The sequence below is a fragment of the Chryseobacterium sp. KCF3-3 genome, assembly GCF_045865955.1.
GTDB lineage: Bacteria > Bacteroidota > Bacteroidia > Flavobacteriales > Weeksellaceae > Chryseobacterium.
On record NZ_AP035792.1, the window covers coordinates 3045477 to 3067531 of the forward strand.

The following is a 22055-nucleotide window of genomic DNA, read 5'->3' on the forward strand; positions in this document are numbered from 1 at the left end:
TTCGGGTATGCTGTTTTGTTTTTTTAACCCCATCTCGAACCCCCGAACCCCGAATCTCCATTCCCAAAACCCTTCAACGGGCTACCAATTTTTACTCCTATTTTCTTATATTTGTTCATTATTCAAAATATGGACGCAACACACGATAAAAGGCTGTTTCTCATCGATGCTTATGCGATGATTTTCAGAGGATATTACGCACTAATCAGGAATCCGAGACTTACCAGCAAAGGACTGGATACTTCTGCTATCTTTGGGTTTACCAATTCTTTGATCGAATTGATCAGAAGAGAAAAACCTACTCACCTGGCAGTTGTTTTTGATGTAGGACAGGCCAGTGTAAGAACTGATGACTATTCAGATTACAAAGCCAATAGAAGTGAAACTCCTGAAGCGATCAAAATTGCGGTTCCATACATCCACAAAATTCTGGAAGCAATGCATATTCCGATTCTTGGAGTAGAAGGATATGAAGCCGATGATGTTATTGGAACTATTGCATGCAAAGCAGAAAAAGAAGGATATACCACTTTCATGGTGACGCCGGATAAGGATTTTGCACAGCTGGTTACCGATAAAATTAAAATTTATAAGCCAGGTTTAAAAGGTGGCGATATCGAAATTCTCGGAGTTGAAGAAGTAAAGGCAAAATATGAGATTGAAGACCCTAAACAGGTGATAGATTTCCTTGCTATGATGGGAGATGCAGTAGATAATATTCCTGGATTAGAAGGAGTAGGAGAGAAAACGGCTATGAAATTCCTGAAAGAATTCGGAAATATCGAAACGTTGCTTGCCAATACCGATAAGCTGAAAGGAAAGTTGAAAGAAAAAGTAGAAGCTTCAGCAGAACGTGGTATTATGTCTAAAAAACTGGCAACCATTATCTGTGATGCTCCTGTAGAATTCCATCAGGAACAATATGACCTTGAAACTCCGGATTTTGAAAAAGTAAAAGAAGTCTTTGATGAAATAGAATTCAGAAGACTATATGAAAATCTTTACAGAGCTTTTGCTCCTGCCACTGTGGAAGCAGTAGTTGTAAACGAAGTAGAAGTAAAAGAAAAGCAGGCTTCTGCAGCTGGAGAAGTAAAAGGACAGGTGATGCAGCTTGACCTTTTTGCCAACTTTGAAGAACTGGAACAGGCTACTTCTACAAAGTCTACCATTGAGAATAATGATCACCTTTATCAGTATATAGACAATTCAAAGGCTCAGAAAAAACTGGTTGACAACTTATTACAGCAAAAAGTAGTTTGTTTTGATACGGAAACCACTTCATTGAATGAGCTGGAAGCAGAACTGGTAGGAATGAGCTTCTCTTACAAGAAAGGATTGGCCTATTATATTCCGCTTTCTGAAAACAGAGAAGAAGTATTGCAGACCCTGGAGATTTTCAGACCGTTTTTCGAAAAAGAAGACCTGCTGAAAGTTGCTCACAATCTTAAATACGATTATAAGGTTTTAAAACAATACGACATCACCGTTAAAGGGGCAATGTTCGATACCATGATTGCCCACTACCTGCTGAATCCGGATGGAAGGCACGGGATGGATTACCTTTCAGAAGTGTATCTGAACTACAAACCGGTATCTATTGAAACCATTATTGGAAAGAAAGGGAAAAAACAAGGCAGCTTCAGAGATGCAGATGTAAGAACACAGACAGATTATGCGGCAGAAGATGCAGATGTAACTTTCCAGTTGTACGAGCTTTTTGCTCCTCAATTGAAAAAGGAAAATCTGGAAGAGCTTTTCTACAATATCGAAATGCCTCTGATGGAAGTATTGGCAAAAATGGAGCTTTCGGGGATTTCCCTGGATGAAAAATGGCTGGCACAGGAAAGTGTTGACCTTGAAAATGATCTGAAACAGCTGGAAACGAAGATTTTTGAACTTTCAGAAGAAGAATTCAATATGAATTCCCCGAAACAGCTAGGAGAAATTCTGTTTGAAAAAATGCAGCTGGATCCAAAAGCTAAAAAAACAAAGACAGGACAATATGCAACCTCAGAAGATGTTCTTCAAAAATTGAGTTCAAAACATGAGATCATCAAGCATATTCTGGAATACAGAACCTATCAGAAATTAAAATCAACCTATGTAGACGCTTTGCCTTCACAGATTGAGAAAAAAGATAACAGAGTACATACCAACTTTTCACAGACTACAGCCGCTACAGGCCGTTTGGCGAGTGTAAACCCGAACCTGCAGAATATTCCTATCCGAACGGTGAGAGGACAACAGATTCGTGGAGCATTTGTTTCCGGAGAAGGAAAGAAGATTATTTCTGCCGATTATTCACAGATTGAACTTCGTTTGATTGCTGAAATTTCCGGAGAGGATAATATGATTAAAGCTTTCCAGGATGGAGAAGATATCCACGCTTCTACAGCTGCAAAACTCTTTAAAATTCCTTTGGCTGAGGTTTCAAAAACCCAGAGAAGTCAGGCTAAAACCGTAAACTTCGGAATTATCTATGGACAGGGAGCTTTTGCTTTGGCAGAACAAACCGGATTATCCCGTACAGAAGCTAAACAAATGATCGAAGCTTATTTCGAAACCTATCCGAAATTGAAGGAATACATGGCAGAACAGGTGAACAAAGCACGCCAGGTAGGATATGTGGAAACCATTTTAGGAAGAAAACGTCATTTGAAAGATATTAATTCCAATAATTTTGTGGTAAGAGGACATGCAGAAAGAAATGCGGTGAATGCGCCTGTTCAGGGAAGTGCAGCAGATGTTGTAAAGCTTGCCATGATTAAAATAGACAGAGAACTTGATGAGCAGCAACTTAAAACAAAAATGCTGCTTCAGGTACATGACGAATTGGTATTTGAATCTCCGGTAGACGAGATTGATACCGCTTCAAAATTGATCAAAACTGAAATGGAAAGCGCCTTAAAAACACAGGTTCCACTATTGGTAGAAATTGGAGTAGGAGATAACTGGCTGGAAGCGCATTAATAAATACTGTAAATCATACCTTAAATAAAAAACTTCCGTCTTTTGGGCGGAAGTTTTATTTTTATGTTTAATTGTCTTCTTAAATATCATATTCTATTTCCCCCACATAATGCAGAGAATAATCATCATTTTCTACAGAAACAGGATTAGGAATCACAAATCTTGTTGCAAAAATGATAGCATTTACAGGCGTATCCAGACTTAGTTCATTCAATTTTTTCTCTAAGATTGGAATCCATTGGTCTGCATAGGAATATTCTGCAAACTTGTCATAAAGACTAAGGTTTTCATCCTCAAAACCATATTCTATAAAGTCATCGTCAAACCACTTAATGTTCTGTGATTCTGCAAACTTGGAAACATACTGATCATCAGTTTCTTCCTCTATATAGTAGTTTTCATCCTCTTCTATAAAGCTATAAAAGTCTTCTTCATTCTTGAAATATCCTAACCAGAAGTGTGAAATTTCTTTGTCCATAATTGTATAAAAGTATTATTTTTTGATTTTTTATAAGCAAGATCTTTCCTGTTGATGAGCAATACTTTCAGTACTGCTTTTATACAAGAAAATTGTTTCAATTAAAATGTAATATTACAAAAGTTTTTTCGTGAAATAAATTTTTGGGGTAACAACACAAAATCTCTGCAGCAAAGATAGTTCCTTAATGGTATTTTATTGTAAATTTATTCTCAGTTTAAATGAAAAAAAATGGATTTTCTTCAGGACCATTACGCTATTAAAAATGAATTGCTGCTGATTCTTATTTCAGTTATTCTCGGACTGTTCATTGGTGCTGAGCGTGAATACCGTAACAAATCTGCAGGCCTCAGAACTTTTATCCTGGTGTGTTTCGGAGCCTGTCTGTTTACCATACTTTCCATAAAAATAGGCGTGGCCAATCCGGATCGTCTGGCAGCTAATATCATTACAGGAATCGGATTTCTGGGAGCAGGCGTCATTTTCAAAGGAGATAATAAAATTGAAGGAATTACTACAGCAACTACTATTTGGGCCACGGCTTCTATAGGAATGGCGGTAGGTTCCGGCTATATTTATATTGCACTTCTGGGAACAGCGTTAGTTTTGATTGTTTTGAGTGCTTTAACCTATCTTCAGAATTTCATTGATAATTATAATAAAGTAAGAGAATATAAAATTGCTTTGACGCATGCTTCAGATATCCAATATTGTGAGGCGCTTTTCAAAGAACATCATTTAAGATATCAGATGCTCAAACAGCAATATTCACCGGAGAGTTTAACAGTTATCTGGAGGCTGACAGGTAAAAACAGTCATCATGAAGAAGTGATCAGAAGGCTCATAGATGATCCGAAGATTACAGCTTACCAGTTTTAGACGATATAAAAGCAAAAAAATAAAGGCCTGAGCCTTTATTTTTATTTTTTCTTAAATACATAATGATCCTTATTCGGACCATCGATCTCTTTTCCTTCCATATCCAGCTGAATCAGCATATTCTCACCCACTTTATATTTATAGCTGGCAGATTTTCCCTTTAAAGTAATCATGCTTCCTGTAGCATCCCAGATGAAAGATCCTTTATCCTGGTTCTTTGAATTTCTGTCAAGATATTCTTCTGTAATGCTGAATGTTTTATCATCATTCAATGTCAATGAAGTCTTGATTCCCGGACAATCAGCACACGGAACAGTTGCTTCATAAGTACCTGCCCAGTCTAAAGCATTTTCAGAAGTATCTCCGGCTGCTGTAGGAGTTGCTTTTGTAATACTGTCGGTAGCAGCAGGCTGTACTGCCGTTGCAGAATCTGTAGTAGCGGTTGTTTCAGTGGTTTCCTTTTTAGAACATGAAGCAAGGAATAGAACAGATGCCATTCCCAACATGAGCATTTTACTTTTCATCATAATAATTAATTTAAGGATGTTTTTAATAATAAAGTTACTTCCAATCAACAAAAACTGAGCCATAGGGAAGGGATAGGATGAGTGAATAAGTAGTGAATGGTGAATAGTGAATGGTGAATGGTGAATGGTGAATGGTGAATGGTGAATGGTGAATTTGCTTCGCTTTTCAACTTTTAATGAATTTACTTATTTTTAATTATAAAAATTCACTATTCACTTGCGAAGCAAAATTGACCATTGACGATCCAATTTTTGAATGAGTCGTGAATAGTGAATAGTGAATAGTCAATTCACTTCGCTTGTCAATTTTTGATGAATTTACTTATTTTTAATTATAAAAATTCACCATTCACTTACGAAGCAAAACTGACCATTGCCTATCCATATTTTCAAAAAAGAACTCTTAATAACTTTTCTACGTGTTTTATAAAGTCTGTTCCTATTTTTCTTTGTAAATTGGGCAAAATTTTGATTATGACAAAAAAGATACTTTTATCTGTATTTCTTTTGCCAGCTGCAATGGCATTTGCGCAACAATATGGAGGAATGTGGATTCCTACGGAGCTGAATGAAAAGGAAATGAAGGATTTAGGAATGAAGATTTCTGCAAAAGATATTTTCAATCCTCAGAAACCAAGCATTAAAGATGCGGTAGTACAGTTTAATGGCGGATGTACTGCAGAAATTATTTCGCCTAAAGGATTGCTTTTAACGAACCATCACTGTGGTTTTGGTCAGATTCAGGCACATTCTACCGTTCAGAATGATCTTCTTTCAAACGGATTCTGGGCAAAAAATACAGAAGGTGAACTTCCTAACCCGGGAGTAAAAGTAGATTTTATTGTAGATATAAAAGAAGTTACTGATCCAATATTAGATGGTACAGACAATCTTACAGAGCCTGAGCTTACTAAAAGGATCAACAACAATATTGAGGTGTATAAAAACTCTCAGAAAATTGAATCTTACCAGTCGATCATGGTAAAGCCAATGTATTATGGAAACAAATACTATGCTTACACCATCGAAACGTATAAAGATATCCGTCTTGTAGGAGCACCTCCTCAAAGCATCGGGAAATTCGGAAGCGATACGGACAACTGGGTTTGGCCTAGACATACCGGAGATTTCTCTATGTTCAGAATTTATGCAGACAAGAACAACAAACCTGCAGAATACTCAAAAGACAATGTACCTTACGTTCCAAAACACTATTTACCGGTTTCTATCAAAGATAAAAACGAGAACGATTTTACTTTTGTATTCGGATTCCCGGGAAGAACTACAGAATATCTTCCTGCAATTGGGGTAGAAAAGATCATGAAAGATATTGATCCTGCAAGAATTGCGGTACGTGATGTCGCTTTAAAAACGTTGGACGAAAAAATGCGTGTTGACAATGAAACGCGTATCAAATATGCATCCAAATATGCTTCAGTAGCGAACTATTGGAAAAAATGGATCGGTGAAGTAGAAGGATTGAAAAAATCCAATGCCGTAGAAAAGAAAGTAATGTATGAAGGTTCTTTGGTTGCTAAAAATCCGGAGATCAAGACTACTCTGGATCAGTTGAATAAACTGTACAATGATCAGGCTCCTTATGCATTAAACAATGCTTACTATACAGAAGTAATCAGAAATGCGGAGACTTTGAAGCTTGCTGGTGATTATTATGATTTCGTAGCTTCTGTAGAAGCTGGAAGAATGGATGAAAAGGAACTTTCAAAATTAAAATCAAAATTAACTTCTTTTTATAAGGATTACAGTGCTGAACTTGATGCAAAAGTAACTGCAAAACTATTGGCTTTATACGTGAATAAAACGGCAACACAGTTTTTACCGGCAGGATTCAACAAGTATAAAGATGAGAATGCTAATATTCCTGTAGTAGAAGATATGTCTAAAAACTCTATCATCACAGGAAGAACTGCTGTAAACGGAGGAGCATTGACTACAGATATTGATAAAGCGTTTTCTAATCAGGATAAATTAATCAAGACTTTAAAGAAAGATCCAATTTATCAATTATATGTTTCCATGAAAGAAACGTATATGAAAACTGCTGACCCACAATATACTTCTATGCAGGCAAAAATTGATGCCTTACAGAAAAAGTTTATGGCACAGCAGATGCAGACGGATAAAGACAGAAAATTCTTCCCGGATGCCAACTCAACACTTCGTGTAACGTATGGAAAAGTAAAAGGTTCTACTCCTAGAGACGCTGTTTCTTACGGATATCAGACTCACCTTGCAGGGGTAATGGAAAAATATGTTCCTGGAGATTACGAATTTGATGTTCCAAAGAAACTGATTGATCTTTACAACAAAAAGGATTTCGGAATCTATAAAGATAAAACAGGTGACGTTCCCGTAGGATTCACTGCTACCAACCACACAACCGGAGGAAACTCCGGAAGCCCTGCTCTTGATGCCAACGGAAACCTTGTTGGATTGAATTTCGACAGACAGTGGGAAGGAACAATGAGTGATATCAATTATGATCCACGTTTCAGCAGAAACATCATGGTAGATACAAAATATATCCTTTTCATCATCGATAAGTTCGCTGATTCAAGGTGGCTTGTTGATGAAATGAAAATTATAAAATAATTTTAAAAGTTATACCTTTAAGAATCTATTTGAATTTAATTTTGAATAGATTCTTTTTTATTTAAAATAGGATGAAAGACAGGATCATCAATGTTTTGGCAGCTTTTGAATCTGAGAATATCGGGAAATCATTTCCGCTGGACTATTGTCTGCCGCTTTATCATAGTGTTTCCGATAAAGAACTTTCTCATTTAAAACATGTGATCCGTTATAAGACGACTCAACAGTTTGAAAATGATCTGGATTATATCGCAAAACATTTTCAGTTTGTAAACTGGCAGGAGTTTAAAGAATATACGTTCGGGAATTTCAAACCTCAGAAAAAGATTGCCATGCTCACTTTTGATGACGGCTTCAGAGAATTCTATGATGTTGTAGCTCCCATTCTGGAACGAAAAGGAATTTATGCCTGTAATTTTATCAATCCCGCTTTCATAGACAATGAAGATATGATGTTCAGATGTAAAGCAAGCCTTCTTGCCGATGCTGCTGAAAAAATAAAAACCATAGATCCTGAAATTTATTTTATCCTGTCGTTGAAAAATGTAGACAGACGTGTTTTACAAAAGAAAATCTTATCCATAAATTATCAGGAAAAAGATATTCTGGATCAGCTTGCAGAAAAATTTGAAATTGATTTTAAGGCTTATTCAAAGGAATTTAAACCTTATTTAACAACAGAAGAATTAAAAGAACTTACCAACAAAGGTTTCGGAATTTCTTCGCACAGCTGGGATCATCCGAAATATGGAGATTTATCTTTGAAAGAACAAATGGAAACAACAGATAAGACTTTTCATTATTTAAAAGAAAATGATTTCCTGTATGAAAGTTTCGCCTTTCCGTTTACCGATTTTGAAGTAAAGAAAGATTTTTTTGATGAACTCTATAAAAATGAAGAAATCTACTGCAGTTTTGGTTGTGCTGGTGTCAAACTGGACAGTATACAAAGAAACTTTCAACGAATTCCAATGGAAATGGGAGAGAGCGGAGTAGAGACCTTAAAAAAGGAAATCGCTTACTTCAGACTGAAAAAACTCATCCATAAAAATACAATTATTAGAGAATGATAACGCTGAAAACATTCAATAGAAGGGAACTGGAAGATTTTATATCCTCCGGAGATTTTCAGCAATATGATTTTCTTCCCATTACAAGGCACCGTGCACTGTCTCATATTCAAAATCCAAAAGCATCAGATAAAGATGTTCTTCTTATTCTGGCTTTCTATGAAGAAAAACTGGTAGGTTACGTAGGATGTTTTCCGGATAATTTTACCATTGATGGAAAAGGAATCCGTTACGCATGGCTGAGCACTTTATATGTAAACCCTGAATACAGAAAAAAAAGACCGGCAAAAGCATTACTGAAAAGAGTTTTTGAAGAGTACGAGGGCAGAATCGCTATTACAGAATTTACTAAAGAAGCCGAAGCACTCTACAATATTATGGGTGTTTTTGAATATGTCTTTCCTAAAGAAGGGAAACGCTATTACTTCAGAACCGATGCAGCCAAAATGATTCCTGAAAAGAAACCGGGAACAAAACCGTTGAGACCTCTTTTTCAAATTCTGGATGTTGCCGCCAATGGATTGATTTCAATAAAGAATCTTACAGCATCAAAACCGGATTTCAAATATGAAGTTCTGGATCAGATCGACAAAGAAAGTGTAGATTTTATTAATGGATTTTCTGGGAGACGTGATGCAGATGAAATCAACACTTTTATCAATCATCCTTGGGTTTTGGAAGGAAAAAAAGATGAAAAATACTTCTTTTCAAGTTTTGCTGAGATCTTTAAATATTTCTGGATCAAAATTTTCGATCAAAATAATAAGCTCACCTCCTGTTTTCTGTTACAGCTCCGTGATGGCTATCTTAAAATCCCTTACCTTTTTGCAGATGGTAATTTAGATGAGGTTGTTCGGTTTTTACAGGACTTCATTGTAAGCCATAAAGTAAAAGGTTTTACTTCTTATCAAACCCTATTGAACAAAGAAATACAACAGTCAAAAGTATTTTCCCCTATCTACGAACGTGATTTCAAACGGGAATATCTGTTTCACAAAAACCTGCTGGAATTACTTCCTGATCATTTTGAACCAAATTATCAGGATGGAGACGGAGATTGTATGATGACGTAATAGAATGAGGAATTATAAATTATTATTCATCACTTATAAAAACAAACCGCACGATAATCCTATCGTGCGGTTTGTTTTTTAATGTCCGAATATATCTTTCAGACTTACTTCTTTAAATGTTCCCATTTTATTGACAGCTTCCATATCAAGGTTCTCCTTTTTACCGATAATGGCCGTATTAAAATGTATTGATTGAACTTCCGTCTGGTAAAAATGTTCGATATCTTCAAACTTCAGGTTCTGGATCTGTCCATAGATGTCCTTTCTGAAATCATGATAGATGTTCAGTTTCTGTAGCCTTAAGGTGTTGAAGAATATATTATTTCGGGTAACCCTTGTTGAGGCAATCTGTTTCAGCGCTGCATTTCTGGCATTTTCAAACTGAATAGGTACTTCAGGAAGTTCGTTCATCAGTTCATTCAACGTATCTACAGCGATCATCAGTTTGTCAGGCTGAGTTCCGATATACGTTGTCACATAGTCCGGATGTTTCAGCTCAGAGTTTGCAGCATAAGAAACATAAGCAGAGTAAGCAAGACTTTTACTTTCACGCATCTCCTGGAAAACAATAGAAGATAATCCTCTTCCAAAATATTCATTGAAAACATTGATCTTTCCGAAATGAAGTGGATTCACCTCGTTTCCTTTTCCAATCTTACTCATTTCCATCTGAACCATATCATAGTTGATGAAATTCACATTTCCTCCCGTTGCTGGTTCCGGATATTGCTTAGCTTCCGGGATCTGAAGACTTTCAGGCTTGATATACTGACCAATGTATTCTTTAAAGTTTTCAAAATTTTTGCCATAGAAAAATGCCTGATAAGGATATTGGAAAAGCTTCTTCATTCTGTTGGTGAATACTTCAGAATTGCTGCTTTCAAGCTCTTCCTTAGAAATAACATCCGTAAAACGGGAGTTGCTGCCCAGCTTCGTGTAATTGTTGAGTGCCGTTATAATTCGGTTTTTATCTTTCTTAATGGCTTCACGGTTTTCCAGTACTGTGCCCACAAACTGATTGTAGATTTCCTGATCAGGTTGTACGTCATGCATCCAGTGCTGAAGAAGACCGATTCCCTTTTCTATATTTTCTTCTAATCCGCTTAAAGAAATAATAAGCTGGTTGTTCGTTGTTTTAAAATCATTGCTGATCCCGATTTTAAAGAATTCCTTTTTTAAATCTTCCGGTGAAAGCGTATCCGTTCCTAGATACTGCAGAAGCTGAGTTGAAATCCCTAAATCTCTGTCATTATCACTTCCAAAAGGAAAAATGAAATGCAGCTGAGCGATATCGTTATACTTATTCTTTACAAAGCTTAATTTCTTTCCGTTAAGCTGATCCGTGATGATTTCTTTCTGATAATCGATAAACTCGGGTTTAATATCCTCCGTTTTATCTGCCAGAATCTCTTTCAAAAATTCAGATTGTGTATCACGGTTGATCTTAACAGGAGTAATCCCAGGATTCTCAACCCTGATCAATTTGTCATTGACTCCTTTTTCTTTATTGACAACCACATAATTTTCTTTGAAAAAATCATTGGCAAAATTTACAACATCCTCTTTAGTGAAAGCGGCATATTCATCCATTTCATTCAGTTCCTCTTCCCAGGTTCTTCCTTTTATATAAGAATCATAAAGGTTAGTGGCCAGTCCTTCGGCAGTTTCAAGACCTTTCATTCTCTGAAGTTTGAAATCATTGATGATTGCCGGCAGCATCCAGTCCGGAAAATCTCCTTTCTTGATCAGCTCAATTTCATCCAGTACCATATTCTTGGCTTCCTCCAGAGTTTGTGTTTCCTTGGGAACAGCAACAATAGAAAAATATCCATATTGTCTTAACCCCACAGAAAAAGCCTGAGCCCAAAGCATTTTTTGAGTTTGATTGATATGCAGATCCAGTAATCCGGCTTCCCCTCGGTTGCTGAGGATATTCGCAACCACATCAGCCAGCATTGCTTCTCTTGTACCATAGCTATCTGTTCTCCATGCAAGCTGAGCGCGTGGAGTAGTAGGACTTTTTACCGTTCTTGTTACAACTTTTGTAATAGGTTCTTCAATAACAGGTGTTTTTTTAGGAAGCTCCTTATAAGGTAAAGTCCCGAAATATTGATCGATTAACTGAATGGTCTCTTCAAAATCAAAATCCCCAACCAGTACCATGGCATAATTATTAGGAACATAATATTCATCAAAATACTTATGAATAGCCTTCATCGATGGATTCTTCAGGTGTTCCGGTTTTCCAAGTGTCGTTTGCTGTCCATTTGGATGAGTGGGGAAAAGAGCATCCATCAGTTCGTAGTTCACAAGTCTTGTATCATTGTCCTGCGCTCTGTTGAACTCCTCGTATACCGATTCCAGCTCGGTATGAAAAAGACGAAGGACAATTTCAGAGAATCTTTCCTTTTCTATTTTCAGCCATTTTTCAAGTTCGTTATTCGGAATATTATTTTTGTAAACCGTTTCATCAAACCAGGTATGAGCATTGGTTCCACTCGCTCCCAGAGAAGAGATTGCTTTGTCATACTCATTGGCAATGGCATATTGACTCGCTTCCTGAGAAACTTCATCAATCTTTTTATAGATTTCTCTTTTCTTCTCAGAGTCCTGTTCTGCCTTATGCTCTTCATATAAAGATGAGATCTGATCAAGAAGTTCTTTTTCCTTTTCCCAGTTCTGAGTTCCGATGTGAGACGTTCCTTTAAACATCATATGTTCAAGGTAATGAGCCAAACCTGTATTATCAGAAGGGTCATTATTACTTCCTGTTCTTACAGGAATGAAAGTCTGTATTCTTGGAGCATCAAAATTCTGAGCAAGAAAAACCTTTAATCCATTTTTCAAAGTATAGATTCTGACGTTATTTTCGTCGTGGGTTACCGTAATATAGTCGTATTGGTTTTTATCTGTATGTACCGTTTCCTTATATTTTCTGTCTGTCATATATAAAACTCATTTCATTCCTTAGAAACCGGAATGCACTACAAATGTAAGGAATCAAAAAAAATGTAGACCTCTTTTTATCATTATTACATCTATTATTACAGTTGAGAAGGTGAATCATTCCAAAGAAACTGTTTCCCAATCCTGCATCCCATCATATATATACTCTCACTGCAATTTCATATTCCCATTCTTTAAAAGCACAATTTCCTATTTCTCACCAACTCTCTCATCCTCCCACCCTCAAACTCCCACCCTCAAACCCTCCAACTCTCAAACTCTCAAACTCTCCAACTCTCCAACTCTCGAACTTTCTCAGGAGCTTCATCCTGCTATCCATTCATACTCCTCGCGCCAGCGCTCTCCCACGCTGTCACCCAGAGCGAAGCCGAAGGGTCTCCCACACCCAAACCCATCCACCCTCCAACCCCAGCTGCGGGGTAACCATTACTATCAGGGCTAGGGGAGGAGTTGTAAATGATGAATTATAAATTATAAATGATGAATTATGAATGATGAATGATGAGGTTCGGGTTATTGTGTTACGGGTTTCGGGTTTCCCGGTAGAAAAGGAACATTTGTATTGAATTCTCATCTTGCTGATTTCTATGGAAGCTGGTTATTGAGTATCAATCTCTATTTCCCTTGTGTCATTCCTCAGGCATCCCAACTTCTTTACGAGAGTCTTAAAGGAAGTAAAATGGCAGTATAATGTCTAAGGCATTTTAACAGTTAGTATTAGCTAGTGTCATGCTGAGCAGAGTCGAAGCATTTTAATTACGGGTATAGGAGCTAAATCTATAAATTCTATAAAATAACGAGTGTAGAGATATACCGTTATTCCCCTTGTGTCATTGCGCAGGCATCCCAACTTCTTTACGAGAGTTTTAATAAAGGAAAGTGAAATGACAGTATAATGTCTAAGGCATTTTATCAGTTAGTATTAGCAGTGTCATGCTGAGCAGAGTCGAAGCATTTTAATTACGGGTATAGGAGTTACATCTTATTACTTTATATTATATATACTATAAAAGCAAACATCTTCTCTGTGTCAATCTGTGTCATCTGTGGTTCATTATAACTATTCAATAGGAACGGGCTTTAGCCCGTTTAGTAAAAAATAACTCCTTAAGCCGGCTTTAGCCAAAACTTATATATAGGCTATTAATTTAAAAAAGCTATTCTATATATAATTATATACCCATTATTTTGATCCCTCCACACCCCAAAACCCCGCCTCCCGCCCTTCGAATCATCCCCTCTCACTCTCTCAAACCCTCCCACACTCTCACACTCCCCCGATCCTCCAAACAAATGTTTGAAATTTTTCTCCCTGCGTTCCAGTGTATTAGGTTTAAATATTAATAAAAGGTAAAATTTAAGTTAAATAAAGTTGCGTAGTGTGTGTGAAGTTTCTATCTTTGCCCCACTGAAAAACGAAAGACATTCAGTAGCGCAGAAGAGCCTTTAGATAGGCAGAAACAAAGAAATACTTCATAAGATAAGGACGAAAAAAAACTTTAATTTTTTTATAAAAAAAGTTGTCAGTTAAAAAATAGTTATTATCTTTGCAGTCCCAATTAGAGGGAGCGCAGGAGTAGATAGATTGAAGGTTTAGGAAGAATTAAGGTTACTTAAAAAACTTTAAAATTTTCTTCAAAAACATTTGGTCAATTCAAAATAAAGTTTTACTTTTGCACTCGCAAATACGGAGCAACACTGACAGAAAGATTGCTACGTTAAAAAGCGAAAGATATAAAGATCATTGACATACAATATAACAACCAAGTAAGGAAAAACTAAAGCGTTAAAAACTTTGAGTGAGTCAGACAAACATACAATGGAGAGTTTGATCCTGGCTCAGGATGAACGCTAGCGGGAGGCCTAACACATGCAAGCCGAGCGGTAGAGATTCTTCGGGATCTTGAGAGCGGCGTACGGGTGCGGAACACGTGTGCAACCTGCCTTTATCAGGGGGATAGCCTTTCGAAAGGAAGATTAATACCCCATAATATATTGAATGGCATCATTTAATATTGAAAACTCCGGTGGATAGAGATGGGCACGCGCAAGATTAGATAGTTGGTGAGGTAACGGCTCACCAAGTCTACGATCTTTAGGGGGCCTGAGAGGGTGATCCCCCACACTGGTACTGAGACACGGACCAGACTCCTACGGGAGGCAGCAGTGAGGAATATTGGACAATGGGTGCGAGCCTGATCCAGCCATCCCGCGTGAAGGACGACGGCCCTATGGGTTGTAAACTTCTTTTGTATAGGGATAAACCTAGATACGTGTATCTAGCTGAAGGTACTATACGAATAAGCACCGGCTAACTCCGTGCCAGCAGCCGCGGTAATACGGAGGGTGCAAGCGTTATCCGGATTTATTGGGTTTAAAGGGTCCGTAGGCGGATTTGTAAGTCAGTGGTGAAATCTCACAGCTTAACTGTGAAACTGCCATTGATACTGCAAGTCTTGAGTGTTGTTGAAGTAGCTGGAATAAGTAGTGTAGCGGTGAAATGCATAGATATTACTTAGAACACCAATTGCGAAGGCAGGTTACTAAGCAACAACTGACGCTGATGGACGAAAGCGTGGGGAGCGAACAGGATTAGATACCCTGGTAGTCCACGCCGTAAACGATGCTAACTCGTTTTTGGAGCGCAAGCTTCAGAGACTAAGCGAAAGTGATAAGTTAGCCACCTGGGGAGTACGAACGCAAGTTTGAAACTCAAAGGAATTGACGGGGGCCCGCACAAGCGGTGGATTATGTGGTTTAATTCGATGATACGCGAGGAACCTTACCAAGGCTTAAATGGGAAATGACAGGTTTAGAAATAGACTTTTCTTCGGACATTTTTCAAGGTGCTGCATGGTTGTCGTCAGCTCGTGCCGTGAGGTGTTAGGTTAAGTCCTGCAACGAGCGCAACCCCTGTCACTAGTTGCCATCATTAAGTTGGGGACTCTAGTGAGACTGCCTACGCAAGTAGAGAGGAAGGTGGGGATGACGTCAAATCATCACGGCCCTTACGCCTTGGGCCACACACGTAATACAATGGCCGGTACAGAGGGTAGCTACACTGCGAAGTGATGCAAATCTCGAAAGCCGGTCTCAGTTCGGATTGGAGTCTGCAACTCGACTCTATGAAGCTGGAATCGCTAGTAATCGCGCATCAGCCATGGCGCGGTGAATACGTTCCCGGGCCTTGTACACACCGCCCGTCAAGCCATGGAAGTCTGGGGTACCTGAAGTCGGTGACCGTAACAGGAGCTGCCTAGGGTAAAACAGGTAACTAGGGCTAAGTCGTAACAAGGTAGCCGTACCGGAAGGTGCGGCTGGAACATCTCATTTTAGAGCGTCTTAAGACGTTAAACAAAATCAGTATCGTAAGATACAATATACTTACTTAAAGCAATAGCTTTAGTTTTTTGTTTGGTTGCTATATAAAAATACAAAACCCACTAGAAATTAGTATAGGGAAAGAGATTTAGAAAAGAAGTTAGAAATTAGAAGTTAGAGATTAGTCTAACATCTAGTATCTAAAATCTAACATCTAAAACAAAGTCTCGTAGCTCAGCTGGTTAGAGCGCTACACTGATAATGTAGAGGTCGGCAGTTCGAGCCTGCCCGAGACTACTAATTAAAATAGAGGTTAGAATCTAGAAATTAGAAGTTAGTTTTTACTAATCTCTAACTTCTAACTACTAACATCTAAACTAGCGGGGAATTAGCTCAGCTGGCTAGAGCGCCTGCCTTGCACGCAGGAGGTCAAGGGTTCGACTCCCTTATTCTCCACAGTTTTGGAAGACTGATTTAAAAGTTACGAATGGAGCCAAAAACAACATTTGTTCATCAGTTTGAAAGAAAGAAATTAAGATCATTGACATTAACGGTAAAGACATCACAAAGAGAAAACCGAGCGCATAAAGCGCTTGAGTAACCAATAGGAAAGAAATCGTTAAGGGCGTATGGCGGATGCCTAGGCTTTCAGAGGCGACGAAGGACGTGGTAAGCTGCGAAAAGCTGCGGGGATTGGCACACACGAATTGATCCGCAGATATCCGAATGGGGCAACCCGGCATATTGAAGATATGTCACCTCGTAAGAGGAGCAAACCCGGAGAACTGAAACATCTAAGTACCCGGAGGAAAAGAAATCGAAGAGATTCCGTAAGTAGTGGCGAGCGAAAGCGGATTAGCCCAAAAGTCTTTTTATGTTTAGAGGAATGTTCTGGAAAGAACAATCGTAGAAGGTGATAATCCTGTACTCGAAAGGCATATTAAGATGATAAATGAGTAGGGCGGGACACGTGAAATCCTGTCTGAATATGGGGGGACCATCCTCCAAGGCTAAATACTCCTGAAAGACCGATAGTGAACAAGTACTGTGAAGGAAAGGTGAAAAGCACTTCGAATAGAAGGGTGAAATAGAACCTGAAACCGTACGCCTACAAGCGGTCGGAGCAGCATAAAGCTGTGACGGCGTGCCTTTTGCATAATGAGCCTACGAGTTAATTTTACTAGCGAGGTTAAGGTATTAAGTACCGGAGCCGGAGCGAAAGCGAGTCTGAATAGGGCGCATAGTTAGTAGGATTAGACGCGAAACCTTGTGATCTACCCATGGGCAGGTTGAAGCTCTGGTAACACAGAGTGGAGGACCGAACCGGTTGACGTTGAAAAGTCTTCGGATGACCTGTGGGTAGGGGTGAAAGGCCAATCAAACTGGGAGATAGCTCGTACTCTCCGAAATGCATTTAGGTGCAGCGTCGTATATAAGTTTATTAGAGGTAGAGCTACTGATTGGATGCGGGGGTTTCATCGCCTACCAATTCCTGACAAACTCCGAATGCTAATAAATGTTCTACGGCAGTGAGGGCATGGGTGCTAAGGTCCATGTCCGAGAGGGAAAGAACCCAGACCAACAGCTAAGGTCCCAAAATATATGTTAAGTTGAAACAACGCGGTTGGACTGCATTGACAGCTAGGATGTTGGCTTGGAAGCAGCCATTCATTTAAAGAGTGCGTAACAGCTCACTAGTCGAGCGGTCCGGCATGGATAATAATCGGGCATAAACATATTACCGAAGCTATGGATTTATATTTTAGATATATCTGGTAGGAGAGCATTCTATTTGCGCCGAAGCAGTACTGTGAGGTATTGTGGAGCGGATAGAAAAGAAAATGTAGGCATAAGTAACGATAAAGCAGGCGAGAAACCTGCTCACCGAAAGACCAAGGCTTCCTCAGCCATGCTAATCAGCTGAGGGTTAGTCGGGACCTAACGCGAACCCGAAAGGGGTAGTGGATGGACAATGGGTTAATATTCCCATACTTGCTCACAATAAAAGGGGACGGTTGGATGTAGCTGCTGGAGACTGACGGAATAGTCAAGGCCTAGCCTTCGGGCGAAGCTGCTGTAGTGTAATCTGATCCAAGAAAAGCCGAAGTGAAGCAACCCGTACCAAAACCGACACAGGTGGTCGAGGAGAGAATCCTAAGGTGCTCGAGTGAGTCGTGGCTAAGGAACTAGGCAAAATAGTCTCGTAACTTCGGAAGAAGAGACGCCAACAGCAATGTTGGCCGCAGTGAAGAGGCCCAGGCGACTGTTTATCAAAAACACAGGACTCTGCTAAATCGAAAGATGCTGTATAGGGTCTGACACCTGCCCGGTGCTGGAAGGTTAAGGAAGGTGCTTAGAGTTAAATCGAAGGCATTAACTGAAGCCCCAGTAAACGGCGGCCGTAACTATAACGGTCCTAAGGTAGCGAAATTCCTTGTCGGGTAAGTTCCGACCTGCACGAATGGTGTAACGATCTGGGCACTGTCTCAGCCACGAGCTCGGTGAAATTGTAGTATCGGTGAAGATGCCGATTACCCGCAATGGGACGAAAAGACCCTGTGAACCTTTACTATAACTTCGTATTGACTTTGAGTAAGTAATGTGTAGGATAGGTGGGAGGCTTTGAAGCAGGCACGCTAGTGTTTGTGGAGCCAACGTTGAAATACCACCCTTTACTTACTTGGAGCCTAACTTCTTTCAGAAGGACATTGCGTGGTGGGTAGTTTGACTGGGGTGGTCGCCTCCAAAAGAGTAACGGAGGCTTTCAAAGGTACCCTCAGCACGCTTGGTAACCGTGCGTAGAGTGTAATGGCATAAGGGTGCTTGACTGTGAGACCTACAAGTCGATCAGGTGCGAAAGCAGGACATAGTGATCCGGTGGTTCCGTATGGAAGGGCCATCGCTCATAGGATAAAAGGTACTCCGGGGATAACAGGCTAGTCTCCCCCAAGAGCTCACATCGACGGGGAGGTTCGGCACCTCGATGTCGGCTCGTCACATCCTGGGGCTGGAGAAGGTCCCAAGGGTTGGGCTGTTCGCCCATTAAAGTGGCACGCGAGCTGGGTTCAGAACGTCGTGAGACAGTTCGGTCTCTATCTATTGCGGGCGTTAGATGTTTGAGAGGGCTTGATTCTAGTACGAGAGGACCGAATTGAACAAACCTCTGGTGTATCAGTTGTACCGCCAGGTGCACCGCTGAGTAGCTACGTTTGGAAGAGATAAGCACTGAAAGCATATAAGTGCGAAACTCGCCTCAAGATGAGACATCTTTTAAGGGTCGTTGTAGATGACGACGTTGATAGGCTATAGGTGTAAAGACAGTAATGTCATAGCCAAGTAGTACTAATTACCCGTAGATTTATAGTCTATGGTTACTAATAAACCAAGTGCTTTATGCGCAGTGAAGGTTTTGTCTTTGTGAAAGTTTTTATCGCTTAAAACAGGTAGCAGATGGTAGCTATCAGGAAGCAGGTACAACCTGCAACCTATTACCTACATCCAGCAACCTTATATACAACCTTTAGGGTGGTTTTAGCGGTGGGGCTCACCTGTTCCCATTCCGAACACAGAAGTTAAGCCCACCAGCGCCGATGGTACTGCTAACGCGGGAGAGTAGGCCGCCGCCAGTTTTTATTTTATTTTTAAAAAATCCTTTATCTTATGATAAAGGATTTTTTTGTTTTATACCTAATCCCTACTCCCCAATCCAGCGAAATAAGCAGCTACACCGCCAATATAAGCAATGAGTAATAAGTAATAAGTAATAAGTAATAGCCAGCAAGGGATCAGTAATGGCTGATTGTTTATCATTGATCATTTATCATTTATACTTATCATTGATAGCACATACTATTTTGTCACTCCGCAGGAGTCTATACAATACATTTTAAAGTTCTATCATCAACCATATCTAAGATTATCAAATCACTTAAGTATTAAAAAAACTCTGATAGTTCTGAGTATTCCTATGAATCCTTTGGCCCTAATACATGTGGCTGGATTCCTACGGAATGACATAGTTGGGATATTAGATCTTACTATGTAAAATTGACTCTTCCTAATCAGGATCCCGCAACTCATAACTCATAATTAATAATTCATAATTCATCATTCATTATTGCTTTTTCCTTCCTGATCTTACAGTTGATTCATTCTTGTAGGCACCACTACCGTTTACAACACACACTTTGTCACTCCGTAGGAGTCTAAATAATCCATTTTGAACTCTATCATCAACTTTATCTAAGATTATCAAATCACTTAAGTATTAAAAGCCTTTGTAGTATTCCTATGAATCCTTTAGACGCTAATACATGTGGCTGGATTCCTACGGAATGACATAGTTGGGATGTTAGATCTTACTATGTAAAATTGAGTGTTCTTAATCAGGATGGATCCTACAACTTATAACTCATCATTCATCATTCATCATTCATAATTTATCATTCATAATTAGTTTTAGCCTAGCCCCGATAGTAATGGTTACCCCGCAACCTGGGTTAGAGAGCAGGCGGGTTTGAGTGTGAGAGCGCGATGGCGTGAGGAGTATGAATGGATAGCGGGAAAAAGCTCCTGAAATATCACAAGTTGTTCCCTAAACTATTTCCTTCTATTACCCCGTTTTCCTCGAATAAATTCAATAAGTTTGTACTAGTTTTCCAAAAATAATTATAATGTCAGGAAATATTCTGATCATCGATGATGAGATCAAACTCCTTAAACTGTTAGGAATGATCCTTTCCCAAGAAAATTTTAATGTAAAAGAAGCTTCTACAGCCCGTTCAGCAATGACGATGCTGGAGCAATATGAATTTGATGTTGTTTTGAGTGATGTACGTCTGCCTGATGCGTTTGGAGTAGAACTGGTAAAGTCTATCAAGAATAAATATCCTCAAATTGAAATTATCCTGATGACGGCATTCGGCAATATTACCGATGCAGTACAGGCCATGAAGAATGGAGCGTATGATTATCTGGTGAAAGGAGATGATAATGAGAAAATAATTCCGCTGGTGTATAAAGCTCTGGATAAGGTAAAGGATAACAAATCAAAAGTTGTTCAGCAGACGGTTGTGAAGGGATTTGACCAGATTATAGGTAAATCACCTCTAATTTTACAGGCTAAGAAATTGGCTGAAAAAGTGGCTTTAACGGATGCTGCCGTCCTTCTTACAGGTGAAACCGGTACAGGAAAGGAAGTTTTTGCCAGTGCTATTCATGAAGGAAGTGACAGAAAGAAAAATAGTTTTGTAGCGATCAATTGTTCTGCATTCAGTAAGGAGATACTTGAGAGTGAGCTTTTTGGTCACAAACAAGGTGCTTTTACCGGTGCTGTTAAAGATAAAAAAGGATTGATTGAAGAAGCTAACGGAGGAACTCTGTTTCTGGATGAAATTGGTGAGATGCCTATAGAACTTCAGGCAAAATTGCTCAGGGTTTTGGAAACCAGGGAATTTATCAAAATGGGGGAAACTAAAGTTTCAAAGTCAGACTTCAGATTGATTGCAGCAACCAACAGGGATTTAGAAGATGAAATAAAGCAGGGTAATTTCAGAGAAGATCTCTATTTCAGACTGAATGTATTTGAGATCACTCTTCCGGCATTAAGAGAAAGAAAAGAAGACCTTAAAGCTCTTGCAAAAAACTTTGTAGATATTTTTTCAAATAAACTTCACTTGTCCGCTGTTCAGGTTGATCCGGAATATTATAAAGTTTTAGAGAGAAATGACTGGAAAGGAAATATCCGTGAGTTGAGAAACGCAGTAGAACGCAGTTTGATTCTAATGGATAACAATGTCCTTGATGCTGAAAGTCTTCCTCACTATTCTGAAAAAACAGTTCCTGAAAGTGATTCTTTGAGTATCCGATCACTGGAAAAAGTACATATCCAAAAAGTATTACAGTATACAAAAGGAAACAAAGCAGAAGCAGCCAGATTACTGGAGATTGGCATTGCCACGCTATACCGTAAACTCGAAGAATACGGATTGAAATAAATCTTTTATCATTTTAATAAAGAGCCTATCATTTTGATAGGCTTTTCTGTTTTTATACAGTTTGGTTTTTAGGTTTAGTTTGTTGTTATTCAATATTTTAAGTGTTGTTTTTTCAAAATGGACTTTCTTTTGGCATATAGTCTCTGAATAAAATATTTAAA

10 protein-coding genes, 2 tRNA genes and 3 rRNA genes are annotated in these 22055 nt (G+C 38.9%); 12 read left to right on the forward strand and 3 right to left on the reverse strand.

Annotated features, from left to right (window positions below; genetic code table 11):
- Positions 1–129: 129 nt before the first annotated feature.
- Positions 130–2970, forward strand: coding sequence for a DNA polymerase I (gene polA / locus ACKTTZ_RS13780; RefSeq protein ID WP_407845822.1), 2841 nt, complete (start codon positions 130–132; stop codon positions 2968–2970).
- Positions 2971–3049: 79 nt separating this feature from the next.
- Here the strand turns inward: polA and ACKTTZ_RS13785 are convergent, their stop codons facing one another.
- A complete protein-coding gene (locus ACKTTZ_RS13785; RefSeq protein WP_407845823.1) occupies positions 3050–3448 on the reverse strand; it encodes an immunity 22 family protein in 399 nt (132 codons plus the stop codon).
- Positions 3449–3679: 231 nt separating this feature from the next.
- Between ACKTTZ_RS13785 and ACKTTZ_RS13790 the strand changes: the two genes are divergently transcribed.
- Positions 3680–4327: an MgtC/SapB family protein gene (locus tag ACKTTZ_RS13790; protein WP_407845824.1), complete on the forward strand. Its 648-nt coding sequence runs from the start codon at positions 3680–3682 to the stop codon at positions 4325–4327.
- A gap of 41 nt (positions 4328–4368) precedes the next feature.
- Here ACKTTZ_RS13790 and ACKTTZ_RS13795 read toward each other — a convergent pair whose 3' ends face one another.
- Entirely contained in the window at positions 4369–4854 is a 486-nt protein-coding gene (locus ACKTTZ_RS13795; RefSeq protein ID WP_407845825.1) for a copper resistance protein NlpE, read from the reverse strand.
- Between the two features lie 474 nt (positions 4855–5328).
- On the opposite strand from ACKTTZ_RS13795, the gene ACKTTZ_RS13800 reads away from it, so the two are divergent.
- From ACKTTZ_RS13800 to ACKTTZ_RS13810, 3 genes are all read left to right on the forward strand, one after another.
- Complete coding sequence (locus ACKTTZ_RS13800; RefSeq protein ID WP_253316902.1) at positions 5329–7467, forward strand: S46 family peptidase; 2139 nt, start codon at positions 5329–5331, stop codon at positions 7465–7467.
- A 71-nt stretch (positions 7468–7538) separates the two neighbouring features.
- Positions 7539–8537 carry a polysaccharide deacetylase family protein gene (locus tag ACKTTZ_RS13805; RefSeq protein WP_407845826.1) on the forward strand — a complete coding sequence of 333 codons (999 nt, stop codon included), beginning with the start codon at positions 7539–7541 and terminating at the stop codon, positions 8535–8537.
- Positions 8534–9610, forward strand: a complete 1077-nt coding sequence (locus ACKTTZ_RS13810) for a GNAT family N-acetyltransferase (RefSeq protein ID WP_253316904.1) — start codon at positions 8534–8536, stop codon at positions 9608–9610. The genes ACKTTZ_RS13805 and ACKTTZ_RS13810 overlap by 4 nt, the downstream gene beginning before the upstream one ends.
- Before the next feature lie 78 nt (positions 9611–9688).
- Here the strand turns inward: ACKTTZ_RS13810 and ACKTTZ_RS13815 are convergent, their stop codons facing one another.
- Complete coding sequence (locus ACKTTZ_RS13815) at positions 9689–12556, reverse strand: pitrilysin family protein (RefSeq protein ID WP_253318231.1); 2868 nt, start codon at positions 12554–12556, stop codon at positions 9689–9691.
- Between the two features lie 583 nt (positions 12557–13139).
- Here ACKTTZ_RS13815 and ACKTTZ_RS13820 point away from each other — a divergent pair.
- From ACKTTZ_RS13820 to ACKTTZ_RS13850, 7 genes are all read left to right on the forward strand, one after another.
- A complete protein-coding gene (locus ACKTTZ_RS13820; RefSeq protein ID WP_407845827.1) occupies positions 13140–13268 on the forward strand; it encodes a hypothetical protein in 129 nt (42 codons plus the stop codon).
- A gap of 1125 nt (positions 13269–14393) precedes the next feature.
- A 16S ribosomal RNA gene (locus ACKTTZ_RS13825) occupies positions 14394–15910 on the forward strand.
- A gap of 211 nt (positions 15911–16121) precedes the next feature.
- Positions 16122–16195, forward strand: a tRNA-Ile gene (locus ACKTTZ_RS13830).
- An 85-nt stretch (positions 16196–16280) separates the two neighbouring features.
- Positions 16281–16354: transfer RNA gene (locus tag ACKTTZ_RS13835), tRNA-Ala, on the forward strand.
- Between the two features lie 153 nt (positions 16355–16507).
- A 23S ribosomal RNA gene (locus ACKTTZ_RS13840) occupies positions 16508–19264 on the forward strand.
- Positions 19265–19419: 155 nt separating this feature from the next.
- Positions 19420–19527 (forward strand): 5S ribosomal RNA (rrf, locus tag ACKTTZ_RS13845).
- Together the 16S, 23S and 5S rRNA genes with 2 tRNA genes alongside form the textbook arrangement of a ribosomal RNA operon.
- A gap of 1044 nt (positions 19528–20571) precedes the next feature.
- Positions 20572–21894 carry a sigma-54-dependent transcriptional regulator gene (locus ACKTTZ_RS13850; RefSeq protein WP_407845828.1) on the forward strand — a complete coding sequence of 441 codons (1323 nt, stop codon included), beginning with the start codon at positions 20572–20574 and terminating at the stop codon, positions 21892–21894.
- Positions 21895–22055 lie beyond the last annotated feature (161 nt).